This window comes from Deinococcus aquaticus (assembly GCF_028622095.1).
GTDB classification, from domain to species: domain Bacteria; phylum Deinococcota; class Deinococci; order Deinococcales; family Deinococcaceae; genus Deinococcus; species Deinococcus aquaticus.
The window spans coordinates 2,182,970-2,201,030 of record NZ_CP115165.1 but is presented as its reverse complement, the minus strand read 5'-3'; the positions used below and the strand labels follow the sequence as shown (position 1 = coordinate 2,201,030).

General features: G+C 67.9%; 17 protein-coding genes. 6 read left to right on the top strand and 11 right to left on the bottom strand.

Annotation, left to right across the window (positions count from 1 at the left end):
• Nucleotides 1–6: 6 nt before the first annotated feature.
• The 9 genes from M8445_RS10640 to M8445_RS10600 all read right to left on the bottom strand — a co-directional run bounded on the left by M8445_RS10640 (nucleotide 7) and on the right by M8445_RS10600 (nucleotide 4,386).
• Nucleotides 7–348, bottom strand: a complete 342-nt coding sequence (locus tag M8445_RS10640; protein ID WP_273990889.1) for a hypothetical protein — start codon at nucleotides 346–348, stop codon at nucleotides 7–9.
• A 60-nt stretch (nucleotides 349–408) separates the two neighbouring features.
• Entirely contained in the window at nucleotides 409–927 is a 519-nt protein-coding gene (locus tag M8445_RS10635; protein WP_273987736.1) for a hypothetical protein, read from the bottom strand.
• A gap of 110 nt (nucleotides 928–1,037) precedes the next feature.
• Complete coding sequence (locus tag M8445_RS10630) at nucleotides 1,038–1,346, bottom strand: antibiotic biosynthesis monooxygenase family protein (RefSeq protein WP_273987735.1); 309 nt, start codon at nucleotides 1,344–1,346, stop codon at nucleotides 1,038–1,040.
• Between the two features lie 17 nt (nucleotides 1,347–1,363).
• Complete coding sequence (locus M8445_RS10625; protein ID WP_273987734.1) at nucleotides 1,364–1,903, bottom strand: cyclin-dependent kinase inhibitor 3 family protein; 540 nt, start codon at nucleotides 1,901–1,903, stop codon at nucleotides 1,364–1,366.
• Nucleotides 1,900–2,904 carry a porphobilinogen synthase gene (hemB, locus tag M8445_RS10620; RefSeq protein WP_273987733.1) on the bottom strand — a complete coding sequence of 335 codons (1,005 nt, stop codon included), beginning with the start codon at nucleotides 2,902–2,904 and terminating at the stop codon, nucleotides 1,900–1,902. Before hemB ends, M8445_RS10625 begins: the two co-directional genes overlap by 4 nt.
• A 93-nt stretch (nucleotides 2,905–2,997) precedes the next feature.
• Nucleotides 2,998–3,318 carry a roadblock/LC7 domain-containing protein gene (locus M8445_RS10615; RefSeq protein ID WP_273987732.1) on the bottom strand — a complete coding sequence of 107 codons (321 nt, stop codon included), beginning with the start codon at nucleotides 3,316–3,318 and terminating at the stop codon, nucleotides 2,998–3,000.
• Nucleotides 3,315–3,656, bottom strand: coding sequence for a roadblock/LC7 domain-containing protein (locus M8445_RS10610; RefSeq protein ID WP_273987731.1), 342 nt, complete (start codon nucleotides 3,654–3,656; stop codon nucleotides 3,315–3,317). Before M8445_RS10610 ends, M8445_RS10615 begins: the two co-directional genes overlap by 4 nt.
• On the bottom strand, nucleotides 3,653–4,003 hold the full coding sequence (locus M8445_RS10605; RefSeq protein WP_273987730.1) for a roadblock/LC7 domain-containing protein: 351 nt from the start codon (nucleotides 4,001–4,003) through the stop codon (nucleotides 3,653–3,655). Before M8445_RS10605 ends, M8445_RS10610 begins: the two co-directional genes overlap by 4 nt.
• Before the next feature lie 131 nt (nucleotides 4,004–4,134).
• Nucleotides 4,135–4,386, bottom strand: a complete 252-nt coding sequence (locus M8445_RS10600; RefSeq protein ID WP_273987729.1) for a tyrosine-protein phosphatase — start codon at nucleotides 4,384–4,386, stop codon at nucleotides 4,135–4,137.
• Nucleotides 4,387–4,611: 225 nt separating this feature from the next.
• Here M8445_RS10600 and gyrA point away from each other — a divergent pair, with 225 nt between their 5' ends.
• The 4 genes from gyrA (at nucleotide 4,612) to M8445_RS10580 (ending at nucleotide 10,813) form a co-directional block, all read left to right on the top strand.
• A complete protein-coding gene (gyrA, locus tag M8445_RS10595; RefSeq protein WP_273987728.1) occupies nucleotides 4,612–7,047 on the top strand; it encodes a DNA gyrase subunit A in 2,436 nt (811 codons plus the stop codon).
• A gap of 431 nt (nucleotides 7,048–7,478) precedes the next feature.
• Nucleotides 7,479–8,087, top strand: coding sequence for a helix-turn-helix domain-containing protein (locus M8445_RS10590; protein ID WP_273987727.1), 609 nt, complete (start codon nucleotides 7,479–7,481; stop codon nucleotides 8,085–8,087).
• A gap of 204 nt (nucleotides 8,088–8,291) precedes the next feature.
• Nucleotides 8,292–9,650, top strand: a complete 1,359-nt coding sequence (locus M8445_RS10585) for an FAD-dependent oxidoreductase (RefSeq protein WP_273987726.1) — start codon at nucleotides 8,292–8,294, stop codon at nucleotides 9,648–9,650.
• Nucleotides 9,651–9,802: 152 nt separating this feature from the next.
• On the top strand, nucleotides 9,803–10,813 hold the full coding sequence (locus M8445_RS10580; protein ID WP_273987725.1) for an NAD(P)/FAD-dependent oxidoreductase: 1,011 nt from the start codon (nucleotides 9,803–9,805) through the stop codon (nucleotides 10,811–10,813).
• On the opposite strand, the gene M8445_RS10575 is transcribed toward M8445_RS10580, so the two are convergent.
• Both M8445_RS10575 and M8445_RS10570 read right to left on the bottom strand, forming a co-directional pair.
• A complete protein-coding gene (locus M8445_RS10575; RefSeq protein WP_273987724.1) occupies nucleotides 10,806–11,618 on the bottom strand; it encodes an AAC(3) family N-acetyltransferase in 813 nt (270 codons plus the stop codon). The two genes, M8445_RS10580 and M8445_RS10575, sit on opposite strands and share 8 nt — an antisense overlap.
• Nucleotides 11,619–11,850: 232 nt before the next feature.
• Nucleotides 11,851–14,007: a glutamine synthetase III family protein gene (locus M8445_RS10570; RefSeq protein WP_273987723.1), complete on the bottom strand. Its 2,157-nt coding sequence runs from the start codon at nucleotides 14,005–14,007 to the stop codon at nucleotides 11,851–11,853.
• Nucleotides 14,008–14,609: 602 nt separating this feature from the next.
• On the opposite strand from M8445_RS10570, the gene glnA reads away from it, so the two are divergent.
• Nucleotides 14,610–16,022: a type I glutamate--ammonia ligase gene (glnA, locus tag M8445_RS10565; RefSeq protein WP_273987722.1), complete on the top strand. Its 1,413-nt coding sequence runs from the start codon at nucleotides 14,610–14,612 to the stop codon at nucleotides 16,020–16,022.
• A 592-nt stretch (nucleotides 16,023–16,614) separates the two neighbouring features.
• Entirely contained in the window at nucleotides 16,615–17,772 is a 1,158-nt protein-coding gene (locus M8445_RS10560) for a branched-chain amino acid ABC transporter substrate-binding protein (RefSeq protein WP_273987721.1), read from the top strand.
• Nucleotides 17,773–18,061 lie beyond the last annotated feature (289 nt).

The window sequence follows — 18,061 nt, the reverse complement described above, 5'->3', positions numbered from 1 at the left end:
ATCCAGTCACAATGTCAGCGGTTCGAGGCCGCGGACGGGTTTCCCGGTCTGCTGCGCGTACGCGATCTCCCGGCGGGTCGAGTCCCCCACGTACCCGCCGGGGTTGATGACCAGCACTTCGTCCGCGAGGTCGATCTTGCGCAGGTACAGCTCACCCAGGCGGTCCAGCGCGGCGTCCCGTTCGGTGCCCGTCGGGTGGGCCAGGGCGTCCTCGTCCCGCTGCCTGTGGCTCCCGACACTCAGGACAATCCGGCCCGCCAGCGTTTCGGCCAGTGACGCCGCGTCAAATTCAGCCAGGAACCGCACGCTGCCGCACAGGCACACCACGCGCGGCCTCTCCCCCACCATCTTCAAGTGGGCTCCGTCCGTTCCGGACTCCGCATCACTCCCACTCGCATCTGCTCCGATTCAGAATTGCAGGGCGTAGCGGATGCCCGCGCCGTCGAAGCACTCGCCGATGCCGCGTTCCTGCGCGTCCACGGTCAGGGTGCAGGTCAGCAGGCCCGGCGCGTCTCCCTGCACGCGGGCGATCAGGTTCCCGGTGCGGGTCGGGGCGAGGCGGGGGCGGCCGGTGTCGAAGCGGGTGCCGAAACCGAAGTCTCCGGCGTTGCCTCCCCCGGTGCTGGCCCCAAAGCCCACGCTAAGACTGCTGCCGGCCGGCAGGGGGCTGGCCACGCCGTCCAGCAGGTAGGTGCGGCCGGTGTACGTGCGCTCGCCGATGACGATGGTGGCGTTGTCGGGCGCGAACACGTCCGGCAGGCGGGCGTTCAGGCTGCCGCGCACGAAGGTCACGGTGCCTTCCTGCCCGGTGCGGGTGTTCACGATCCGGCCGGTCTGCGGGCCGGTCAGGGCGGGCGCGCACGAGGCCAGCGCCCCGGCAAGCAGGGCCGACCCCAGCAGGGCGGGCAGAGCAGGGAATCGGGTCATGCCCCAGTGTAGGCCAGCGGCCCCGGGAGGGCCCACGACTTCAGGCTGTAGACCTTCATGGTTCCCGCGCCTGCCCGGGTTGGAGAGGGAACGCAGGCGGGACGGCCGGATCAGGTGGGCCGGGCGACGACCTCATGGATTTCCAGGACGTTCGGGCTGCTGAAGGCGTCTTTCGGGAGGATGCCGCTGCGGGCGTGGCCCTGCCGGAAGGCGTCGCTGGTCGTCCAGGCCTCGAAGGCCTCGTGGGATTCCCAGAAGGTCAGCACCACGAACGGATCGCCGTCCCGGGTGGGGCGCAGCACGTGGTTGGCGATGAAGCCGGGCATGCCGTCCACCAGCCCCGCGCGGTCGCGGAACCGCTGCTCGAAGATGTCGTGGTACTCGCCCTTCACGTGGATGCGGTTGGCGACACTGATCATGGGTGACCTCCGCGCCCTCAGCGGGCGAAGTCGTGAATGAACTGTTCCTGCTGCGGCGTTTCGATGGCGTGCGGGCTGCGGGTCTCCCGGACCAGGGCGATGGCGTCGTCGGCGTCCAGGCCCGCCTGTACGAGCAGGCACGCGGCGCTCAGGCCCGCGCGTCCCAGGCCGCCCCGGCAGTGCACGACGACACTGCGGCCGTTCAGCAGGTAGGTCATCAGTTCGTCGATGTATGCGGCGAAGTCACGCGGGTCGTGCGGGGCGTGCCCGTCCGGGATGGGGTACGGCGCGACTTCCAGGCCGAAGGTGTCGGCGGCGCCGTGGTAGTCCTCCAGGCCCAGCATGGGGAACTCGTGGTCTTCCAGCAGGGGCGCGATGACGTTCGCGCCACCCTGCGCCAGGGTGCGCATGTCGTCGGTCAGGTCGCGGTCGTGCGTGACGCCCGGCTGGTACACGCTGCCGCCCTTCTTGCCGGGCGCGAAGGTCAGGCCCAGGCGGCCGGGCCACAGGCCGGTGGGAATCCAGTCGACGCGGATGGGGTTGGCGGCGCTGGTCACTTGCGGGCGTCCTCGGCGATCCAGCGGGCGGCGTCCATGGCGTGGTACGTGATGATGGCGTCCGCTCCGGCGCGGCGCATGCCGGTCAGGGTTTCGAGGACGGTGCGGCGCTCGTCCATGAACCCGGCGGCGGCGGCGGCCTTGATCAGCGAGTACTCGCCGCTGACGTTGTACGCCACGACTGGCAGGTCGAACTCGCGTTTCAGGAGGCTCAGGACGTCCAGGTACGCCAGGACGGGTTTGACCATCAGGGTGTCGGCGCCCTGCTCGGCGTCCAGGCGGGCCTCGCGCAGCGCCTCGCGGTAGCCTCCGGCGGGGTCCATCTGATACGTGGCGCGGTTCCCGACGCTGGGTGTGGATCCGGCAGCGTCCCGGAAGGGGCCGTAGTAGGCGCTGGCGTACTTCACGGCGTAACTCATGACCGGGACGTGCGTGAAGCCGGCGGCGTCCAGTGCGGCGCGGATGGCGGCGACCTGTCCGTCCATCATGGCGCTGGGGGCCACGACGTCCGCTCCGGCGCGGGCCTGCGAGACGGCCGTGCGGGCCAGCAGGTCCAGGCTGGGGTCGTTGTCGACCGTCCAGGCATCCGGGCCGCTCAGGCCGGGCACCTCGCACAGCGGGCCGCAGTGGCCGTGGTCGGTGTACTCGCACAGGCAAGTGTCGGCAATGACGCTGATGCCGGGCACGCTGGCCTTGATGGCGCGCGTGGCCCGCTGGATGATGCCTTCCTCAGCGTAGGCCTGGGTGCCCAGGGCGTCCTTGTGGTCGGGAATGCCGAACAGGATCACGCTGGGAATGCCGAGGCTCAGGGCCTCGCGGGCCTGTTCCACGGCACTTTCAATGCTGTGGCGCTGCACGCCGGGCATGGTGGCGATGTCCGTCACGGTGTCGCGTTCATGCACGAAGATCGGGTGGATGAACTGCTCCGGGTGCAGGTGCACTTCGCGGGTCAGGGCGCGCAGGGCGGGCGTGCGGCGCAGGCGGCGGGGACGGTCTTGCATGCGCTTACGCTAGCGCGCCCATGCCGGGACGAATGCAACGCGCCCCGGCGTTCCCGCTGGGCGGGGGCCAGGGCGCGCGGGCGGCGGGTCCGGTCAGGCCGTGCCGAGCAGGCGGCGCACCGCGAAACGCACGCGGCCCAGGCTGGCGACCTCGTCGAAGGCCGTCAGGAGGATCTGGTCGCCGTGCGGGGTCAGCAGGACGGGGCCGCCCTCGACGTCCAGCAGCAGTTCCTGCCAGTCGCCGGTGTTCAGGTTGGCCTGCAGGCTGCCGATCACGGCGCGTCCAGCGGCGATCAGGGTCAGTTCCGCGTTCAGCTGCTCTTCCGGCAGGCCGGCGCGGGCCACGACGCGGCCGTCGTTGGCGACCAGGGCAGTGTGGCGCACGCCGCGCACCTCCATCAGGGCCTCAATCACGTGATCTCCGGGCGGGGCAGGTGCCCGAGTTCCAGGGCCAGCCGGGCCAGGGTCTGCTGGGCGGTGCGGGTGTCACTGCCGCGCGCCATGGCGGCCCCCAGCACGAAGTCCCCGCTGGAAACGGCCACAACCTCGATTCGCTCGCTGGTAAACGCGATGCGGGTGACTTCACCGGCGCCCAGGCGGCGGCCGGTGCGGTCCAGGCTGGCACGCAGGGCGCTGAGTTCGGCGGCCATGGCGTCGCCGCCCTCGCCGTGCGTTTCGATGGGCAGGCCGTCCGGGCCGACCAGCGCGGCAGCGATCACGCCGGGCAGGGTGCGCAGGGGGTCGATGATCACAGGGTCGCCTCCAGTTTGCGAGCGGTGTCGCGGCCGTACAGGCGGGCCTGTCCGAGGTTGCTGCGGGCGTCGACGGCCAGCAGCAGGAAGTAATCGGCCTTGATGGGGTGCAGGTACACGCTCAGGCGTTCGCCACGCAGGTACATCTCGCGGGTCTGGCCGCCGTTCAGGGTGGTGGAATAGGCGATGCTGGCCGAGCGGTACAGGCCGGCGTGCTCGGCGATCAGCAGATTGAGGTCGGTGGTGGCGGTGGAGTACCCCTCGATGAGCAGGCCGTCCAGGCCACCGATAGCTGCGGCCCAGGCGCCATCCACGTCCCTGACGAGTTGCGTGAGTTGATCAAGCATGTGAAGTCATCATAAAGGCTCGGCAGGGTCAGCGGGGGGTGGTGTCTGGCAGGCCGTCGGGGGTGGTGGGCGGGACGGGCGTGTGGAGCCTGCGGGCCAGCGCGTCCTGTGTTGCTGCGGGCGGCGGTGACCTAATTGAAGGTACGGTTGCGCCGGGGCAGCAGGGGCAGGTTCAGGTAGGCGGGGTGGCCCAGGAAGGGGGGCGGGTCCACCGTGCGTTCCGTACGGTCCCGCAGGTCGATGAGGCGGCTGAAGTTCAGGGCCAGGAGTTGCTGCTGGCCGGCTGGTGTGAGGCGGCTGGGGTTGCCGCTGCGGGTCAGGCCGGGGAGACAGGAGCGGTGGTTGAGTGCGCCGTCCGGGGCGGGTGGGGTCTGGGCTGTCATGGAGGACTGATTTTGCTGGTGCTGGGCGGGTTCCGGTGGTGGTGAGGGTCGCGGTGTCCGGGGGTGTTTTCGGGTACAATGGGGACTATAGAAGGCGTCGGTTCTATTACGCTTAAAACATAATCGTGCTAGAATCGATCCATTCCCGGCCCCCGCGCCGGGCATCCCCATCCCACCTCTGCGGCGCGGCCCCGGCCACGCCCGGACCTGCACCACTGGAGCAACATGACCGGAATTCTTCCCGTTGACATCACCAGCGAAGTCAAGACCAACTTCATCAACTACGCCATGAACGTGATCGTGGACCGCGCGCTGCCCGACGTGCGCGACGGTCTCAAGCCCGTGCAGCGCCGGATCATGTACGCCATGATGCTTGAGGGCCTGTACGCCAACCAGAAGCACGCCAAGTCGGCGTCCGTGGTCGGCGAGGTCATGAAGAAGTACCACCCGCACGGCGACAGCTCCATCTACGACGCCATGGTCCGCCTGGGCCAGTGGTGGAACATGCGCTACCCCATGGTTCACCCGCAGGGGAACTTCGGCAGCATTGACGGCGACCCGCCCGCCGCCATGCGTTACACCGAGGCCCGCATGACCAAGGTCGCCGAGGAAGTCCTGGCCGACCTGGAAAAAGAAACCGTCGACCTGAAACCCAACTACGACGAGACCACCGTGGAACCCAGCGTGCTGCCCTCGGCCGTGCCGAACCTGCTGATCAACGGCGCCTCCGGCATCGCGGTGGGCATGGCGACGAACATCCCGCCGCACAACCTGACCGAGATCTGCAACGGCCTGCTGGCCCTGATCGACGACCCGCACATCGGCCTGGACGGCATGATGCAGCACGTGACCGGCCCGGACTTCCCGACCGGCGGGCGCATCTCGCAGGTCGGCATCCGCGACGCCTACGCCACCGGCCACGCCGGCCTGAAGGTGCGCGGCAAGGCCCGCATCGAGGAAAAGAACGGCCGGAACCAGATCATCATCAGCGAGATTCCGTATCAGGTGAACAAGACCAACCTGATCCAGACGATCAGCGCCATGTACAAGGCCGGGAAGATCCCCGACATCAGCGCCCTGCGCGACGAGTCCGACCGCAAGGACCCGGTGCGCATCGTGGTGGAACTCAAGCGAGGCGCGATTCCCACGCTGGTCCTGAACCAGCTGTACAAGTACACGCAGCTCCAGGGCACGTTCACGGTCATCAACCTGAGCATCGTGAACGGCGAGCCGCGCGTGCTGCCGCTGGTCGACACCATGAAGTACTTCCTGGCTCACCGCCGGGACGTGGTCACGCGCCGCACGCAGTACGAACTGAAGAAAGCCGAGGCCCGCGCCCACATCCTCGAAGGGCTGATCAAGGCGCTTGATCACATCGACGAGGTCATCAACCTGATCCGCTCCAGCAACACTGGCACCGAGGCGCGCGACTCGCTGATGGTCCGCTTCGGGCTCAGCGAGGAGCAGTCGCAGGCGATCCTGGACATGCGCCTGCAGCGTCTGGTGGGCCTGGAACGCGAGAAGCTGATGGCCGAGTTCGACGAACTCCAGAAGACGATTGCGTTCCTGCGCTCCGTCCTGGGTGACGAGGGTCTGCTCTGGAAGGAAATCAAGAAGGAAATCCGCGCCGTGCGCGACAACTACGGCGACGAGCGCCGCAGCACCATCACGCTGCTGGAAGAGGACATCAGCAAGGAAGACCTGATCGCGGTCGAGGACATGGTCATCACCATGACCAAGGCCGGGTACCTCAAGCGCACTAACCTGGACGCCTACCGCGCGCAGGGCCGGGGCGGGCGCGGCGCGTCGGGCGGCAAACTGCGCGACGAGGACGTGAACACCCGCGTGTTCGTGGGCAGTACGCACGACTTCCTGCTGTTCTTCACCGACAAGGGCCGCGTGTTCCACGAGAAGATCTACGACCTGCCGGAAGCCGGCCGTGACGCCAAGGGCACGCACATCCGTAACCTGCTGCCCGGCCTGCGTGACGAGGAGAACATCGCGTCCGTCCTGAGCGTCCGGGGCTTCGAGGAGGAAGGGTGCTTCATCTTCGCGACCCGCAACGGCGTGGTGAAGAAGACCCTGATCACCGATTACGGCAACATCACCTCGGCCGGGCTGATCGCCATCAACCTCCAGAGTGGCGACGAACTGATCGGCGTGGGCATCGTGCAGGACAGCGATCACGTGATCCTGGCGACCCGCAACGGCAAGGCCATGCGCTTCCAGAGCGGCGAGGTGCGCGACACCGGCCGCGCCACGCAGGGCGTGATCGGCATCCGCCTGCGTGAAGGCGAGCAGGACGCCGTGGTCAGCATGGCCCTGGTCCCCGGTGGTGACGAGGACAGCGAACTGCTGGCCGTCAGCGAGTGCGGGCTGGGCAAACGCACCCCGGTCGGCGAGTACCCCGCCAAGGGGCGCGGCGGGATGGGCGTCATCACGCTGGACGTGACCGACAAGACCGGCAAACTGGTCACCCTGGCCCGCGTGGCCGGTGACGAGGAACTGATGGTCCTGACCGAGAAGGGCACCGTGATCCGCACCCGCGTCGAGGAGGTCCGCGTGACGGGCCGCAACGCGCAGGGCGTGAAGGTCATCAACGTGTCCGACAAGGACAGCGTGATCAGCGCCTTCCCGATCCGCCGCGAGGACGAACTCTGATCGGCTGTATCCTGACCTGCTGAGGGCGGCGGGACCGGGTGGGCGGCGGGGTGAAGGCCTCGCCGCCCACGCCCGTTCCGGCCAGCCGGCACCGCCCCTGAGTACAGGTCCCGGCGGGGCAGATCGAACCACCTGTCGCGTCGGCCCGTACCTGAAGTAGACCTGCTGTGAGCAGGGAACGCCCCCGCCGGGGGAGTCGGCCCGGCGGTGAGCAGCGGGTGAGGTGCGTCGGGCCAGCGGGTCGCCTGAAAGTGCTGTCCTGCTGGGCCTCGCGGTAAGCGCGACTGACCGGGCGATCTGTAATCTCAATACTGATTAAAGAAACAAAAGTGTTTACAAAAAAGTGATGTTGGGTTACACTGTGAGCACGTCGGGAATAAGCCCCCGGCACCCCGTTTCCCCCTCTCACACCGCCCAAGGAGGCGCACACAATGACCCTTAACACCAACACCCGGACCTTCGTGGACACCGTCACCTACCGCCCCGGCGCCGTCATCCTCTACCCCGGCAAGAGCGACATGCTCTACCGCGTCGCCGCCGGCCTCGTGCGTGTTCACACCATGGACGACGACGGCAACGGCCTGACCCTGCGCTACGTGAAACCCGGCGAGTACTTCGGCGAGGAAGCCCTGGCCGGCGTGAACCGCGCCTACTTCGCCGAGGCCGTCACCGACTCCAGCATCGACGTGATCAACCCCGCCCTGATGAGCGCCGAGGACAACCTCGTGGTCACCACCCACCTGGTCCGCACGCTGGAACGCGCCTACGAAAGCATCTACCGCCTCGTCGGCAAGAGGCTGCGCGCCCGCATCGCCGGGGAACTGCTGGAACTCAAGGACACTGCCCTGGCCACCCAGCTCGACAGCGGCGAGACCATGATCTACGCCACGCACGACGAACTGGCCGCCGCCGTCGGCAGCGTGCGCGAGACCGTCACCAAGGTCGTGGGCGAACTGTCCCGCGAGGGTGTCATCAGCGCCGGCTACGGCAAGATCACCCTGAAGAACGAACAGGCCCTGAGCGTCATCGCCGCCGCCTGATCCACCCACACCACTCCTGTTTCAGCAGCGCTGCCCGGTCCTCACGCCGGGCAGCGTTCTGTTGCGTGCCCCCTGCCTCTGCCTGCTCTGTTTCTGCTGGCTCCGTTTCTGCTGGCCGTGTTTCTGCCGATGTGACACCCCTCGCCGCATCTCTGTCCAGCGTGGCCGTTCCCAGCCGAGCAGTTGACCCTTAGACTCAACTTCATGAGTCTGACAGTCACCCCCGAACGTCCGCTGCGCGTCGCCGTGATCGGCAGCGGCCCCAGCGGCATCTTCGCCGCCGAAGCCCTGCTGAAAAGCGACCTGAACGTCGACATCGACGTGTACGACCGCCTGCCCACGCCCTACGGACTGGTGCGCTACGGCGTGGCGCCCGACCACCTGACCATCAAGAGCGTCACCCGCGGCTTCGAGAAGACCCTCGGCGACCCGCGCGTGCGCTTCCTGGGCAACGTGTCCTTCGGCACGGACCTGACGCACGAGGACGCCGTGACCCACTACGACGCCGTCCTGTATACCGTGGGAGCCAGCAGCGACCGCCGCCTGGGCATTCCCGGTGAGGACCTGACCGGTTCCATGAGCGCCACCGAGTTCGTCGCCTGGTACAACGGCCACCCGGACGCCGCCGCCCGCGAGATGGTCCTCAGCGCCGGTGGCGTCGCCGTGGTCGGCGTGGGGAACGTGGCACTCGACGTGAGCCGCATCCTGGCCAAGACCACCGGGGAACTGCGCAGCAGCGACATCGCCCCCCACGCCCTGGACGCCCTGGAACACAGCGCCGTGAATGACGTGTGGATCCTGGGTCGGCGCGGCCCGGCGCAGGCGGCCTTCACGACCAAGGAACTGCGTGAATTCGGCGAACTGCACGAATCCGAACCCGTCGTGGACGCCGCCGAGATCGCCCTGACCGACGCCGAGGAAGCCGCCGTCACCGACAACGTGAAGAAGAAGAACATCGAGGTGCTGCGCGACTTCGCCGGCCGTGAACGCGAGGGCAAACCCCGCCGCGTTCACCTGCGCTTCCTGGTTTCCCCCACCGAGATCATCGATGACGGCACCGGGCACGTGGGCGGCCTGAAAGTGGAACGCAACCGCCTGGACGAGAACGGCAACGCGGTCGGAACTGGCGAGTACGAGGTGCTGCCCGTGCAGATGGTGCTGCGCTCGGTCGGGTACCGGGGCGTGGCACTGCCCGGCGTGCCCTTCGACGAGCGGCGCGGAGTGATTCCCAACGAGGAAGGCCGCGTGGAAGGCCGCGTGGGCGAGTACACCGCCGGGTGGATCAAGCGCGGCCCGAGCGGCGTGGTCGGCACCAACCGTAAGGACGCCACCGACACCGTTGCGCAACTCCTGGCCGACGTGAATAGCGGCCACCTGCCCGGCGCGGCCCACCCCACCCGCGAGGCCGTGGACGCCCTGCTGGCCGGGCGGGGCGTGCAGGTGTACTCCTTCGCGGACTGGCAGACCCTCGACGCGCACGAACTGGCAACCGGGCAGGCCGAGGGCCGCCCCCGCCGCAAGATCGTGCACCGCGAGATGATGCTCGGCCACCGCAAGAGCTGAACTGCAAGCGCTGAGCAGCGCTGAACGCTGCACCCACACTCCTGCACTCACAACACTGTCCCCCGGAACGTCCCCGCCAGTCATCAGGCGGGGACGTTCTGCTGCCGGCCCGGCTGCCATGGTCACGCGGCAGCGTCTGGCATACTCGCCGCATGAGCGTCCCCTCCCCCGCCTTTCCCCCTGAACGTGACGCGGACGTGCTGGTCGTCGGTGCCGGGCCTGCCGGACTGCACGCCGCTTTCTACGCCGCGTGGCGCGGCCTGAGCGTGACCCTGCTGGACGCCCGGCATGAACCCGGCGGGCAACTGACTGCCCTGTACCCGGACCGGCGGGTGTACGACGTGCCGGGCCTGCCTGCCGCGCCCGCCGCCGACGTGATCGCCGGACTGGTCCGGCAACTGGACGGCCTGAACGTGCAGTGGCATCTGCACACCCTGGCCCGCACGCTGGAACCGGACGGTGAGGGCTGGCGCGTCGGGGCGACCACCCCGGACGGCCCGCGCACCTTCCGGGCGGGGGCCGTGATCCTGGCGGCAGGCCTGGGCGCACTGCTGCCCCGCGAGGCCCGCGTGCCCGGCGCGGACACCCACCCGGACGTGAGGACGGACGTACCGGACGCGGCAGAACTCGCGGGTCGCCACGTCCTGGTCGTGGGCGGCGTACCGCAGGCCACCCGCGCCGCCCTGGAACTCGCGCAGGCGGGGGCGCAGGTGACGCTCACGCACCGCCGCGCCGGCTTCCGGGGCAGTCCCGCCGACCTGGGTGCACTAGAGGACGCGGGACGCAGCGGACAGCTGAAGCTGCTGGCCCCCGCCACCCTGACCACCCTGACCCCGACCAGCGCCTCCCTGACCGTGGACGGACAGCCGCACGACGTGAAGGCCGACACGGTCCTGATCCTGAACGGCTACCTGCCGGACCTGACCCCGGTGCAGGGCTGGCCGCTGGACTGGCAGGGCGAGTACGTACCAGACGGGGTGGGCAGCCGGACGGCGCTGCCCGGCGTGTTCGTGGCGGGCGACTTGGCGGCGTCCGGGCAGGATTTCAAGCTGATCTCGGTGGGGCTGGCGCAGGCGGCCGTGGCGGCCAATCACGCCGCGCACCACGTCCGCCCTGACCTGCGCGTGCGGCCCGGTCACTCCAGCGAGAAACGCCTCAGCTGATCAGGCCCGTGTGCGGGCGCGGCGTCAGGCCCTGGGCGCGCACCAGCGTCCGCACTTCCTGGCAGCGGCAGCCCCGGTACGTGCACAGCAGCCCTTCCGGGTCGCGGTTCAGCAGGCGCACCGTGGCGTCCACGAGGTCCCGCACGCGGTACAGGCGCAGCGTGGACTGGCCCACCTGCGTGCTGCGCAGCCCCATGTGAACCTCGGGGGCCAGGTGATCGAAGTCGGCCGAGCAGTTAGGGAACGCCGTGGGCAGCACCTGACCGTCCAGCGGCACGTACCGCGTCAGCAGCGGCATCCCCGCGAGGTGCTCGCCGTAGTGCACGCTGGTGTTACTGCCGAAATCCACGCCCATCAGCAGCGCGTACCCGTTCAGGTCGTACAGCGCCCCGACCGGCTGGTACGGGCTGCTCAGCGACTGCGCCTCGGTGATGCGGGCCGCCTCGGTGCCCAGCGCGATGAAGCTCAGGGTCGGGTGAAAGGATCGCAGGGCGCCCGCGCGGTCCACGATCTCCTGCGACACCCGCCCGATATCGCGGCTGACCCGGCTGTCCCGGTGAAAGCGGGCGTGCGTAGTCGAGGTCGGCCGGGACAGGAGCGTCGTGTACGTGAAGGCCGGGGCCACAACCGTCGCCGTCCGCGCGGCCAAGGCGTCCACGATGGTCCGGGCCCCGCCGTCCAGCGTTCCGAAGGACTTCAGGCTCGCGTGCACGATCACGTGCTGCGACCCGTCCAGCCCCAGCGCGCGCAGCCCCTCATCCAGTTCGGCGGGGGTGACGGCGGGGCGGCGAAGCAGATTCAACACGCCCGCAGTTTACTCCGCTCCGGGCAGCAGAACTGAAACGCGGGCGGGAGAGAGGCAGCGGGGCACAGGGAGTGGGGCATGGGCAGTGGGCCGGCCCGCAACAGAGCAGTGACCCGCCTGCTGCGGGGCAGGTCGGGTCACTGGCTTGGGGTGCTTGGCCGTGCCGGTCGGGGCGTGGGGTGCAGGTGGGCAGGTGATCCACTCACCACGGCCCCCCCTCCACGCGCTTCCCTTACTTCACGAAGAGCATCTGGCGGTAGGTGGGCAGCGGCCAGAGCTTGCTGCTCACAACCTTCTCGAGTTTATCGGCGGCGGTGCGCACGTCACCCATGGCGGGCAGGACGTGGTCGCGCATGTGGTGGGCTTTCTCGTGAACTTCCTCGCCGCCCAGCGTCTGGTTCTGAGTGCGCAGGGCCTGGATGGCGTCGAACAGTTCGTCGGCGGCGGCGCTGACTTCGGCAGTCACACCCTGGGCGGCCTTGCTGCCGCTGACCCGGCCGAGATCCGCGAGGTAAGTGAGGGCGGCGGGCAGGATCTGCGTCTGGGCCATGTACTCGGTGGTTTCACCCTCGATGTTCACGGTCTTGAAGTAGATGTCGAACATGATTTCCTGGCGCGCGCCAAGTTCGCGTTCGTTCAGGATGCCGAGTTTGCCGAACAGGGCGGTGTTCTTGTCGTTGTTCAGCTGTTCGACGGCGTCGAGGGTGGTGCGCAGGTTCAGCAGGCCGCGTTCCTTCTCGGCCTCGGTGTGCCACTCCTCGCTGTACCCGTCGCCGTTGAACACGATGCGCTGGTACTTCTGGTAGGTGCCCTTGACGACTTCGGCCACGGCGTCGTCGAGGCTCTGCCCGGCATCGAGTTTGGCTTTCAGTTCGGCCGTCAGTTCAGAGACGCTCTCGGCGACGATGGCGTTCAGGACCGTGATGGGGAAGCTGATGCTCTGCGAGGAGCCCACGGCGCGGAATTCGAACTTGTTGCCGGTGAAGGCAAACGGGCTGGTGCGGTTGCGGTCGCCGGCGTGCACGGGAATTTCGGGCAGGACGCTGCTGCCCAGGCCCATCAGACCGGCGGACTTGCCGCTGCCGCCCTGGCCGCTGACGATGCGGTCGAAGATGTCGGTCAGTTCGCTGCCCAGGAAGATGCTGATAATGGCGGGCGGAGCCTCGTTCGCGCCGAGGCGGTGGTCGTTGCTGGCGCTGGCCACGCAGGCACGCAGCAGGTCCTGGTGGGTGTCGACGGCTTTCAGGACGGCAGTGCAGAAGAACAGGAACTGCATGTTCTCGTGAGGGGTGTCGCCGGGTTCCAGCAGGTTCTCACCGGCGTTGGTGGACATGCTCCAGTTGCAGTGCTTGCCGCTGCCGTTCACGCCAGCGAAGGGTTTCTCGTGCATCAGGCAGACCAGACCAAACTTGCGGGCGGTGGTGCGCAGGACCTGCATGATCAGCTGCTGGTGGTCGGCGGCGATGTTGCTGTTCTCGAAGATCGGGGCGATCTCGAACTGGCCGGGCGCGACCTCGTTGTGGCGGGTTTTGACCGGAATGCCCAGCGCGTACAGCTGCATTTCGGCGTCGGTCATGAAGCTCAGGACCCGGTCGGGAATCGCGCCGAAGTAATGATCCTCGAGTTCCTGGCCGCGCGGGGGCTGCGCGCCGAACAGGGTGCGGCCGGTCATGACCAGATCGGGGCGGCGGTAGTAGTACTCCTCGGCGATCAGGAAGTACTCCTGCTCGGCTCCGAGGCTGCTGCTGACGCGGGTGCCGGCGCTGGCGCCGAACAGTTCCAGGGCGGGCGTCACGGCGCTGTTCAGGGCCTCGATGGAGCGCAGCAGCGGGGTTTTCAGGTCGAGGGCCTCGCCGGTCCAGCTGGCGAACACGCTGGGGATGCACAGGGTCGCGCCGTTGGCGTGCCGGATGATGAATGCCGGGGACGAGGGGTCCCAGGCGGTGTAGCCGCGCGCCTCAAAGGTGGCGCGCAGGCCGCCGGACGGGAAGGAGCTGGCGTCGGGCTCGGCCTGGATGAGTTCCTTGCCGGAGAAGGACATGATGGCCACGCCGTCACCGGCGGGGTTCAGGAAGGAGTCGTGTTTCTCGGCGGTGCTGCCGGTCAGCGGCTGGAACCAGTGGGTGTAGTGCGTGGCGCCCTTTTCCATCGCCCAGGTTTTCATGGCCAGCGCGACGGTGTCGGCGATGCTGGCGTCGAGCTGCGCGCCGCGTTCCACGGTGGCCTGCAGGCTCTTGTGGGCGCTCTTGCTGAGGCGGGCCTTGAGCTGCTCGAGGGTCAGCACGTCGCTGGCGAACAGGTCGTTCACGACTTCCAGCGGGGAGGCGGAGGGGGTGGTTTCCACGCGCCAGTTGCGTGCGGCCGAGTTAACGTCGAAGTCCTGGTTCATGTCGCTCCCTGTGGTGGGCCACGCCGTTGGCTGCGCGGTGTGATGGCCTGCGGTCTGCTCCGCGCCGGACGGTGGCTCACGTACTGCCCGCGAGTATAGGAGGGTGCCCCGGCAGGGTCAACGCATTGTTCTGAACAAGATGACGGATTGCCGGCACCCCGACCGCCCGGCGGGGCTGCGCCTTGCAGCTTGTTACAGCTCATATGGGCAGAACTGCCGCTTTCCCGGAACACTTTGCACTGGACCAGCGGCGCGGCGTGAGGGAACAGGCCGGGGGCCGCGCGGCTGGTCCGGGCCGTGCAAGCAGTCCCGGCTTACCGGACGGCTGCGAAGGTCGTACCATTTTGAAATGCCCGGGTGGTGTGCTGCGGCCTGGACCCGGCTGCGGTTCGCCCGCGCAGGCCGCGTCCCTGCCGGGTTCTGCCGTCTCTCGACTCACGGGCCGGGATTCACCTTTCTCCTCTCGGCCTCTGTGTTCCTGGGCCTGGGACGCTTGACCCCGACCTGCATGCCGGGCTGCGCCGGTCATCCTGAATCCTGCCTGCACCCTGCTGTCTCTTCCCATTCTCTTCCCGTTTCTCATTCCGGAGGTTCCTTTCACCATGACGCCCCCCCGTTCCAGCAAAACTCCCGTGCCGTCCGCCCCCGCGCCCGCCGTGCGTCCCGCGCAACCGGACGGCCCGACCGTGGAGAGCATCCTGACCCGCCTGCAGGAAGCGGAAGTGAAGTTCCTACGCCTGCAATTCACGGACATCCTGGGCAACACCAAGAACGTCGAGGTCCCCAAATCCCAGTTCGGCAAGGCCCTGAACGGCGACGTGACCTTCGACGGCAGCGCCGTGCAGGGCTTCACGCGCGTCGAGGAATCCGACATGCTGCTGCGCCCGGACCTGCGCACCTTCCTGATCTACCCGCAGTTCTCGCGTGAGGAAGGCGAGCGCGGCAAGGTCGCCCGCCTGATCTGCGACGTGGCCCTGCCCGACGGCACGCCGTTCGAGGGGGACCCCCGGCAGGTCTTGAAACGCCAGATCGACCGGGCCACGGCCCTGGGGTTCGAGATGTTCGTGGGCACCGAACCGGAATTCTTTCTGTTCGAGCGCACGCCGGCCGGGGTGGGCAGCACCGTCACGCACGACCGCGCCGGGTACTTCGATCTGGCTCCCATCGACAAGGGCGAACGCATCCGCCGCGAGATCACCAACAAACTCGTCGAGATGGGCTTCGAGATCGAGGCGGCCCACCACGAGGTCGCGCCCGGCCAGCACGAGATCGACTTCCGTTACGCCCCGGCGCTGGAAACGGCCGACCGCATCGCCACGTTCAAGTTCGTGGTCAAGCGCGTGGCGCTGGAGTACGGCCTGCTGGCGTCGTTCCTGCCCAAACCCATTCCCGGCGTGAACGGCAGCGGCATGCACTGCCACCTGAGCCTGTTCCGTGGTGGCGTGAACGCCTTCGCGGACCCGGCCGGCGAGTACGGGCTGTCCCGCACCGCCGAGCAGTTCATCGCGGGTCTGCTGGACCACGCGGGCGGCATGACGGCCATCACCAACCCGCTGGTGAACAGTTACAAGCGCCTCGTGCCGGGCTTCGAGGCTCCGGTGAACGTGGCCTGGAGTACCAGTAACCGCTCGGCCCTGATCCGCATTCCAGCCAAGCGAGGCAACTCCACGCGGGCCGAGGTGCGCATGCCCGACCCCAGCTGCAACCCGTACCTGGCGCTGGCCGTCATGCTGGCCGCCGGCCTGGACGGCATGGAGCAGGACATGGAACCCGCCCCGGCCATTCAGCGCAACATCTTCAAGATGACGGTGCGCGAGAAACGCCACCACCGCGTGAAGGAACTGCCCACCGACCTGCGCGAGGCGGTCGAGGAACTGGAAAAGGACGACGTGATGCGCCGCGCACTGGGCGAGCACGTCATGGAGCATTTCGTGGCCGCCAAGCGCGCCGAGTGGCGTGAGTACAGCGCGACCGTGCACCAGTGGGAACTCGACCGCTACCTGGATCTGATCTGAAAGCGCCGTATCTGAAAACGCCGTAGCGGCCCCTGCGCTGTCCCCGGCACGGACTGTCCTGAGAGGCAGGCGACAGACCTGCCCCACAGGCACCCCAGGCCCCGCCGACGTTCTGTCCGGCGGGGCTTTCTGCCTGAATGCACCAACCGCCAGCACCTGCCGGGTGGCGGCCGTACCGGCCTGCTGTCCGGAGCTGGACTGCCAGGAGAGGCAGATCGGCGGGAGTGGCAGCTCGGGTGTTGCCGGTCTACCCGGTCTTTCGGCACTTTTCCGTGGTGAGCCAGGGAGGGATCAGGGCCGGAAACCTTCACCTGCCGGGGGGATCAACGGCTCAACTGGACAAGCTGTGCTTGCGTTCCACTGCATGAAAATGCTTCAGTCACGCCAGCCGGTCACCAGCCGCGCAATCATATTGCTAATTCGCACTCTCCGCCGGCAATCATCCACTGGTATTGGTTTGGTCTCGCTTCAATCATTTCACTGAGCTTCATGAGTGACGCATTGACAGGACCTTAAGTGCTTCATAGAATCTGGGCATCACCACACGGCACCCGGGCACCAGGCCCGATGTGCACCCATATCTGGAGGACCCATGAAGAAATCCGCACTGAGCCTGACCGTACTCGCCGCGCTTGCCCTCGGCACCGCCTCCGCACAGACCACCATCAAGATTGCCAGCCTCAGCCCGCTGTCCGGCGGCCAGAGCGACCTGGGTACCCAGATCCGCAACGGCACCCAGCTGGCCGTCAACGAGTACAAGGCCCAGTTCAAGAAACTCGGTTTCGACCTCGTCCTCGTTCCCTACGACGACCAGGCTGACCCCGCGACCGGCACCGCCGCCGCCCGCAAGATCGCCGCTGACCGCCAGATTCTGGCCGTGGTCGGCACCCTGAACAGCGGCGTCGCCATTCCCTCCAGCGCCGCGCTGCAGCCCAGCCGCGTGGCGATGGTCAGCCCGGCCAACACCGCCAACGGGGTCACCGACCGTGGCCTGAGCAACATGAACCGCATCGTGGCCCGCGACGACTCGCAGGGCCCGGCCGGCGCCAACTTCATCAGCGGCACCCTGAAAGCCAAGAAAGCCTACGTGGTCAACGACAAGACCGCCTACGGCGAAGGTCTGGCCAAGGAAGTCGAGAAGGCCCTGAAGGCCAGCGGCGTGACCGTCGTCGCCAACGAAGGCACCGAGGAGAAGAGCGACTTCTCCAGCATCATCGCCAAGATCAAGCTGCAGAAACCCGACGCCATCTACTTCGGCGGCATCTACAACCAGGTCGGCGTGTTCATCAAGCAGCTGCGTGAAAGCGGCGTCGCGACCCCCGTGGTCGGGGGCGACGGCCTCGACAGCGGCGAACTGCCCGTGATCGTCGGCACCGCCAACGCCAACAACATCTACTTCACGACCGTCGCCGCGCCCATCGACGCGCTGCCCGCCGCGAAGGTGTTCGCCGCCAACTACAAGAAGACCTTCAACGACGACGCTCAGGGCTTCGGCGCCTTCGGCTACGACGCCGCCAAGGTCGTCCTACAGGGCACCCTGAACGCCGTGCGCGCCAACGGCAACAAACTGCCCAGCCGCACCCAGGTCGAAACGGCCATCCGCAAGGGCAGCTTCACGGGCCTGCTGTCCGGCAGCGTGGCCTTCAACTCGGTCGGCGACCGCAAGGCCGGCACACTGTACGTGATGAACGTCACGGCCGGCAAGTTCAAGCTCAGCACCAGCATTCCCGTCAAGGCTCCCAAGAACTGAAGTTCACCGGGGGGCGTGTATAGACGCGCCCCCGCACAACTGAGCTTCCCCGCACCATCCTGGGGCCGGGCCACGCGCCGGGCCCCAGTTCTCATGACCGCCGCCCTGCCGGGCGTTACGGACGGGCCGGGTTCCGGCGCACGGAACCGCGCAAGCGTGACCGGAGTACCATTTCAGTTAACTGACTGTGCTGACGCGCGGGTTCAGGGACCGGAGGAAGCACCGAGAGTCGGTCTTCCCCGGTTGCACTATTCGTTTCTCTGTGCCGCTCTGGTCAATTAACTGACCG

Bases quoted from the DNA above. Each gene is read 5' to 3' on its own strand.
- M8445_RS10640 (WP_273990889.1), bottom strand. From the start codon at position 348: ATGGTGGGGGAGAGGCCGCGCGTGGTGTGCCTGTGCGGCAGCGTGCGG.
- M8445_RS10635 (WP_273987736.1), bottom strand. From the start codon at position 927: ATGACCCGATTCCCTGCTCTGCCCGCCCTGCTGGGGTCGGCCCTGCTT.
- M8445_RS10630 (WP_273987735.1), bottom strand. From the start codon at position 1,346: ATGATCAGTGTCGCCAACCGCATCCACGTGAAGGGCGAGTACCACGAC.
- hemB (WP_273987733.1), bottom strand. From the start codon at position 2,904: ATGCAAGACCGTCCCCGCCGCCTGCGCCGCACGCCCGCCCTGCGCGCC.
- M8445_RS10605 (WP_273987730.1), bottom strand. From the start codon at position 4,003: ATGCTTGATCAACTCACGCAACTCGTCAGGGACGTGGATGGCGCCTGG.
- M8445_RS10600 (WP_273987729.1), bottom strand. From the start codon at position 4,386: ATGACAGCCCAGACCCCACCCGCCCCGGACGGCGCACTCAACCACCGC.
- gyrA (WP_273987728.1), top strand. From the start codon at position 4,612: ATGACCGGAATTCTTCCCGTTGACATCACCAGCGAAGTCAAGACCAAC.
- M8445_RS10590 (WP_273987727.1), top strand. From the start codon at position 7,479: ATGACCCTTAACACCAACACCCGGACCTTCGTGGACACCGTCACCTAC.
- M8445_RS10585 (WP_273987726.1), top strand. From the start codon at position 8,292: ATGAGTCTGACAGTCACCCCCGAACGTCCGCTGCGCGTCGCCGTGATC.
- M8445_RS10580 (WP_273987725.1), top strand. From the start codon at position 9,803: ATGAGCGTCCCCTCCCCCGCCTTTCCCCCTGAACGTGACGCGGACGTG.
- M8445_RS10570 (WP_273987723.1), bottom strand. From the start codon at position 14,007: ATGAACCAGGACTTCGACGTTAACTCGGCCGCACGCAACTGGCGCGTG.
- glnA (WP_273987722.1), top strand. From the start codon at position 14,610: ATGACGCCCCCCCGTTCCAGCAAAACTCCCGTGCCGTCCGCCCCCGCG.
- M8445_RS10560 (WP_273987721.1), top strand. From the start codon at position 16,615: ATGAAGAAATCCGCACTGAGCCTGACCGTACTCGCCGCGCTTGCCCTC.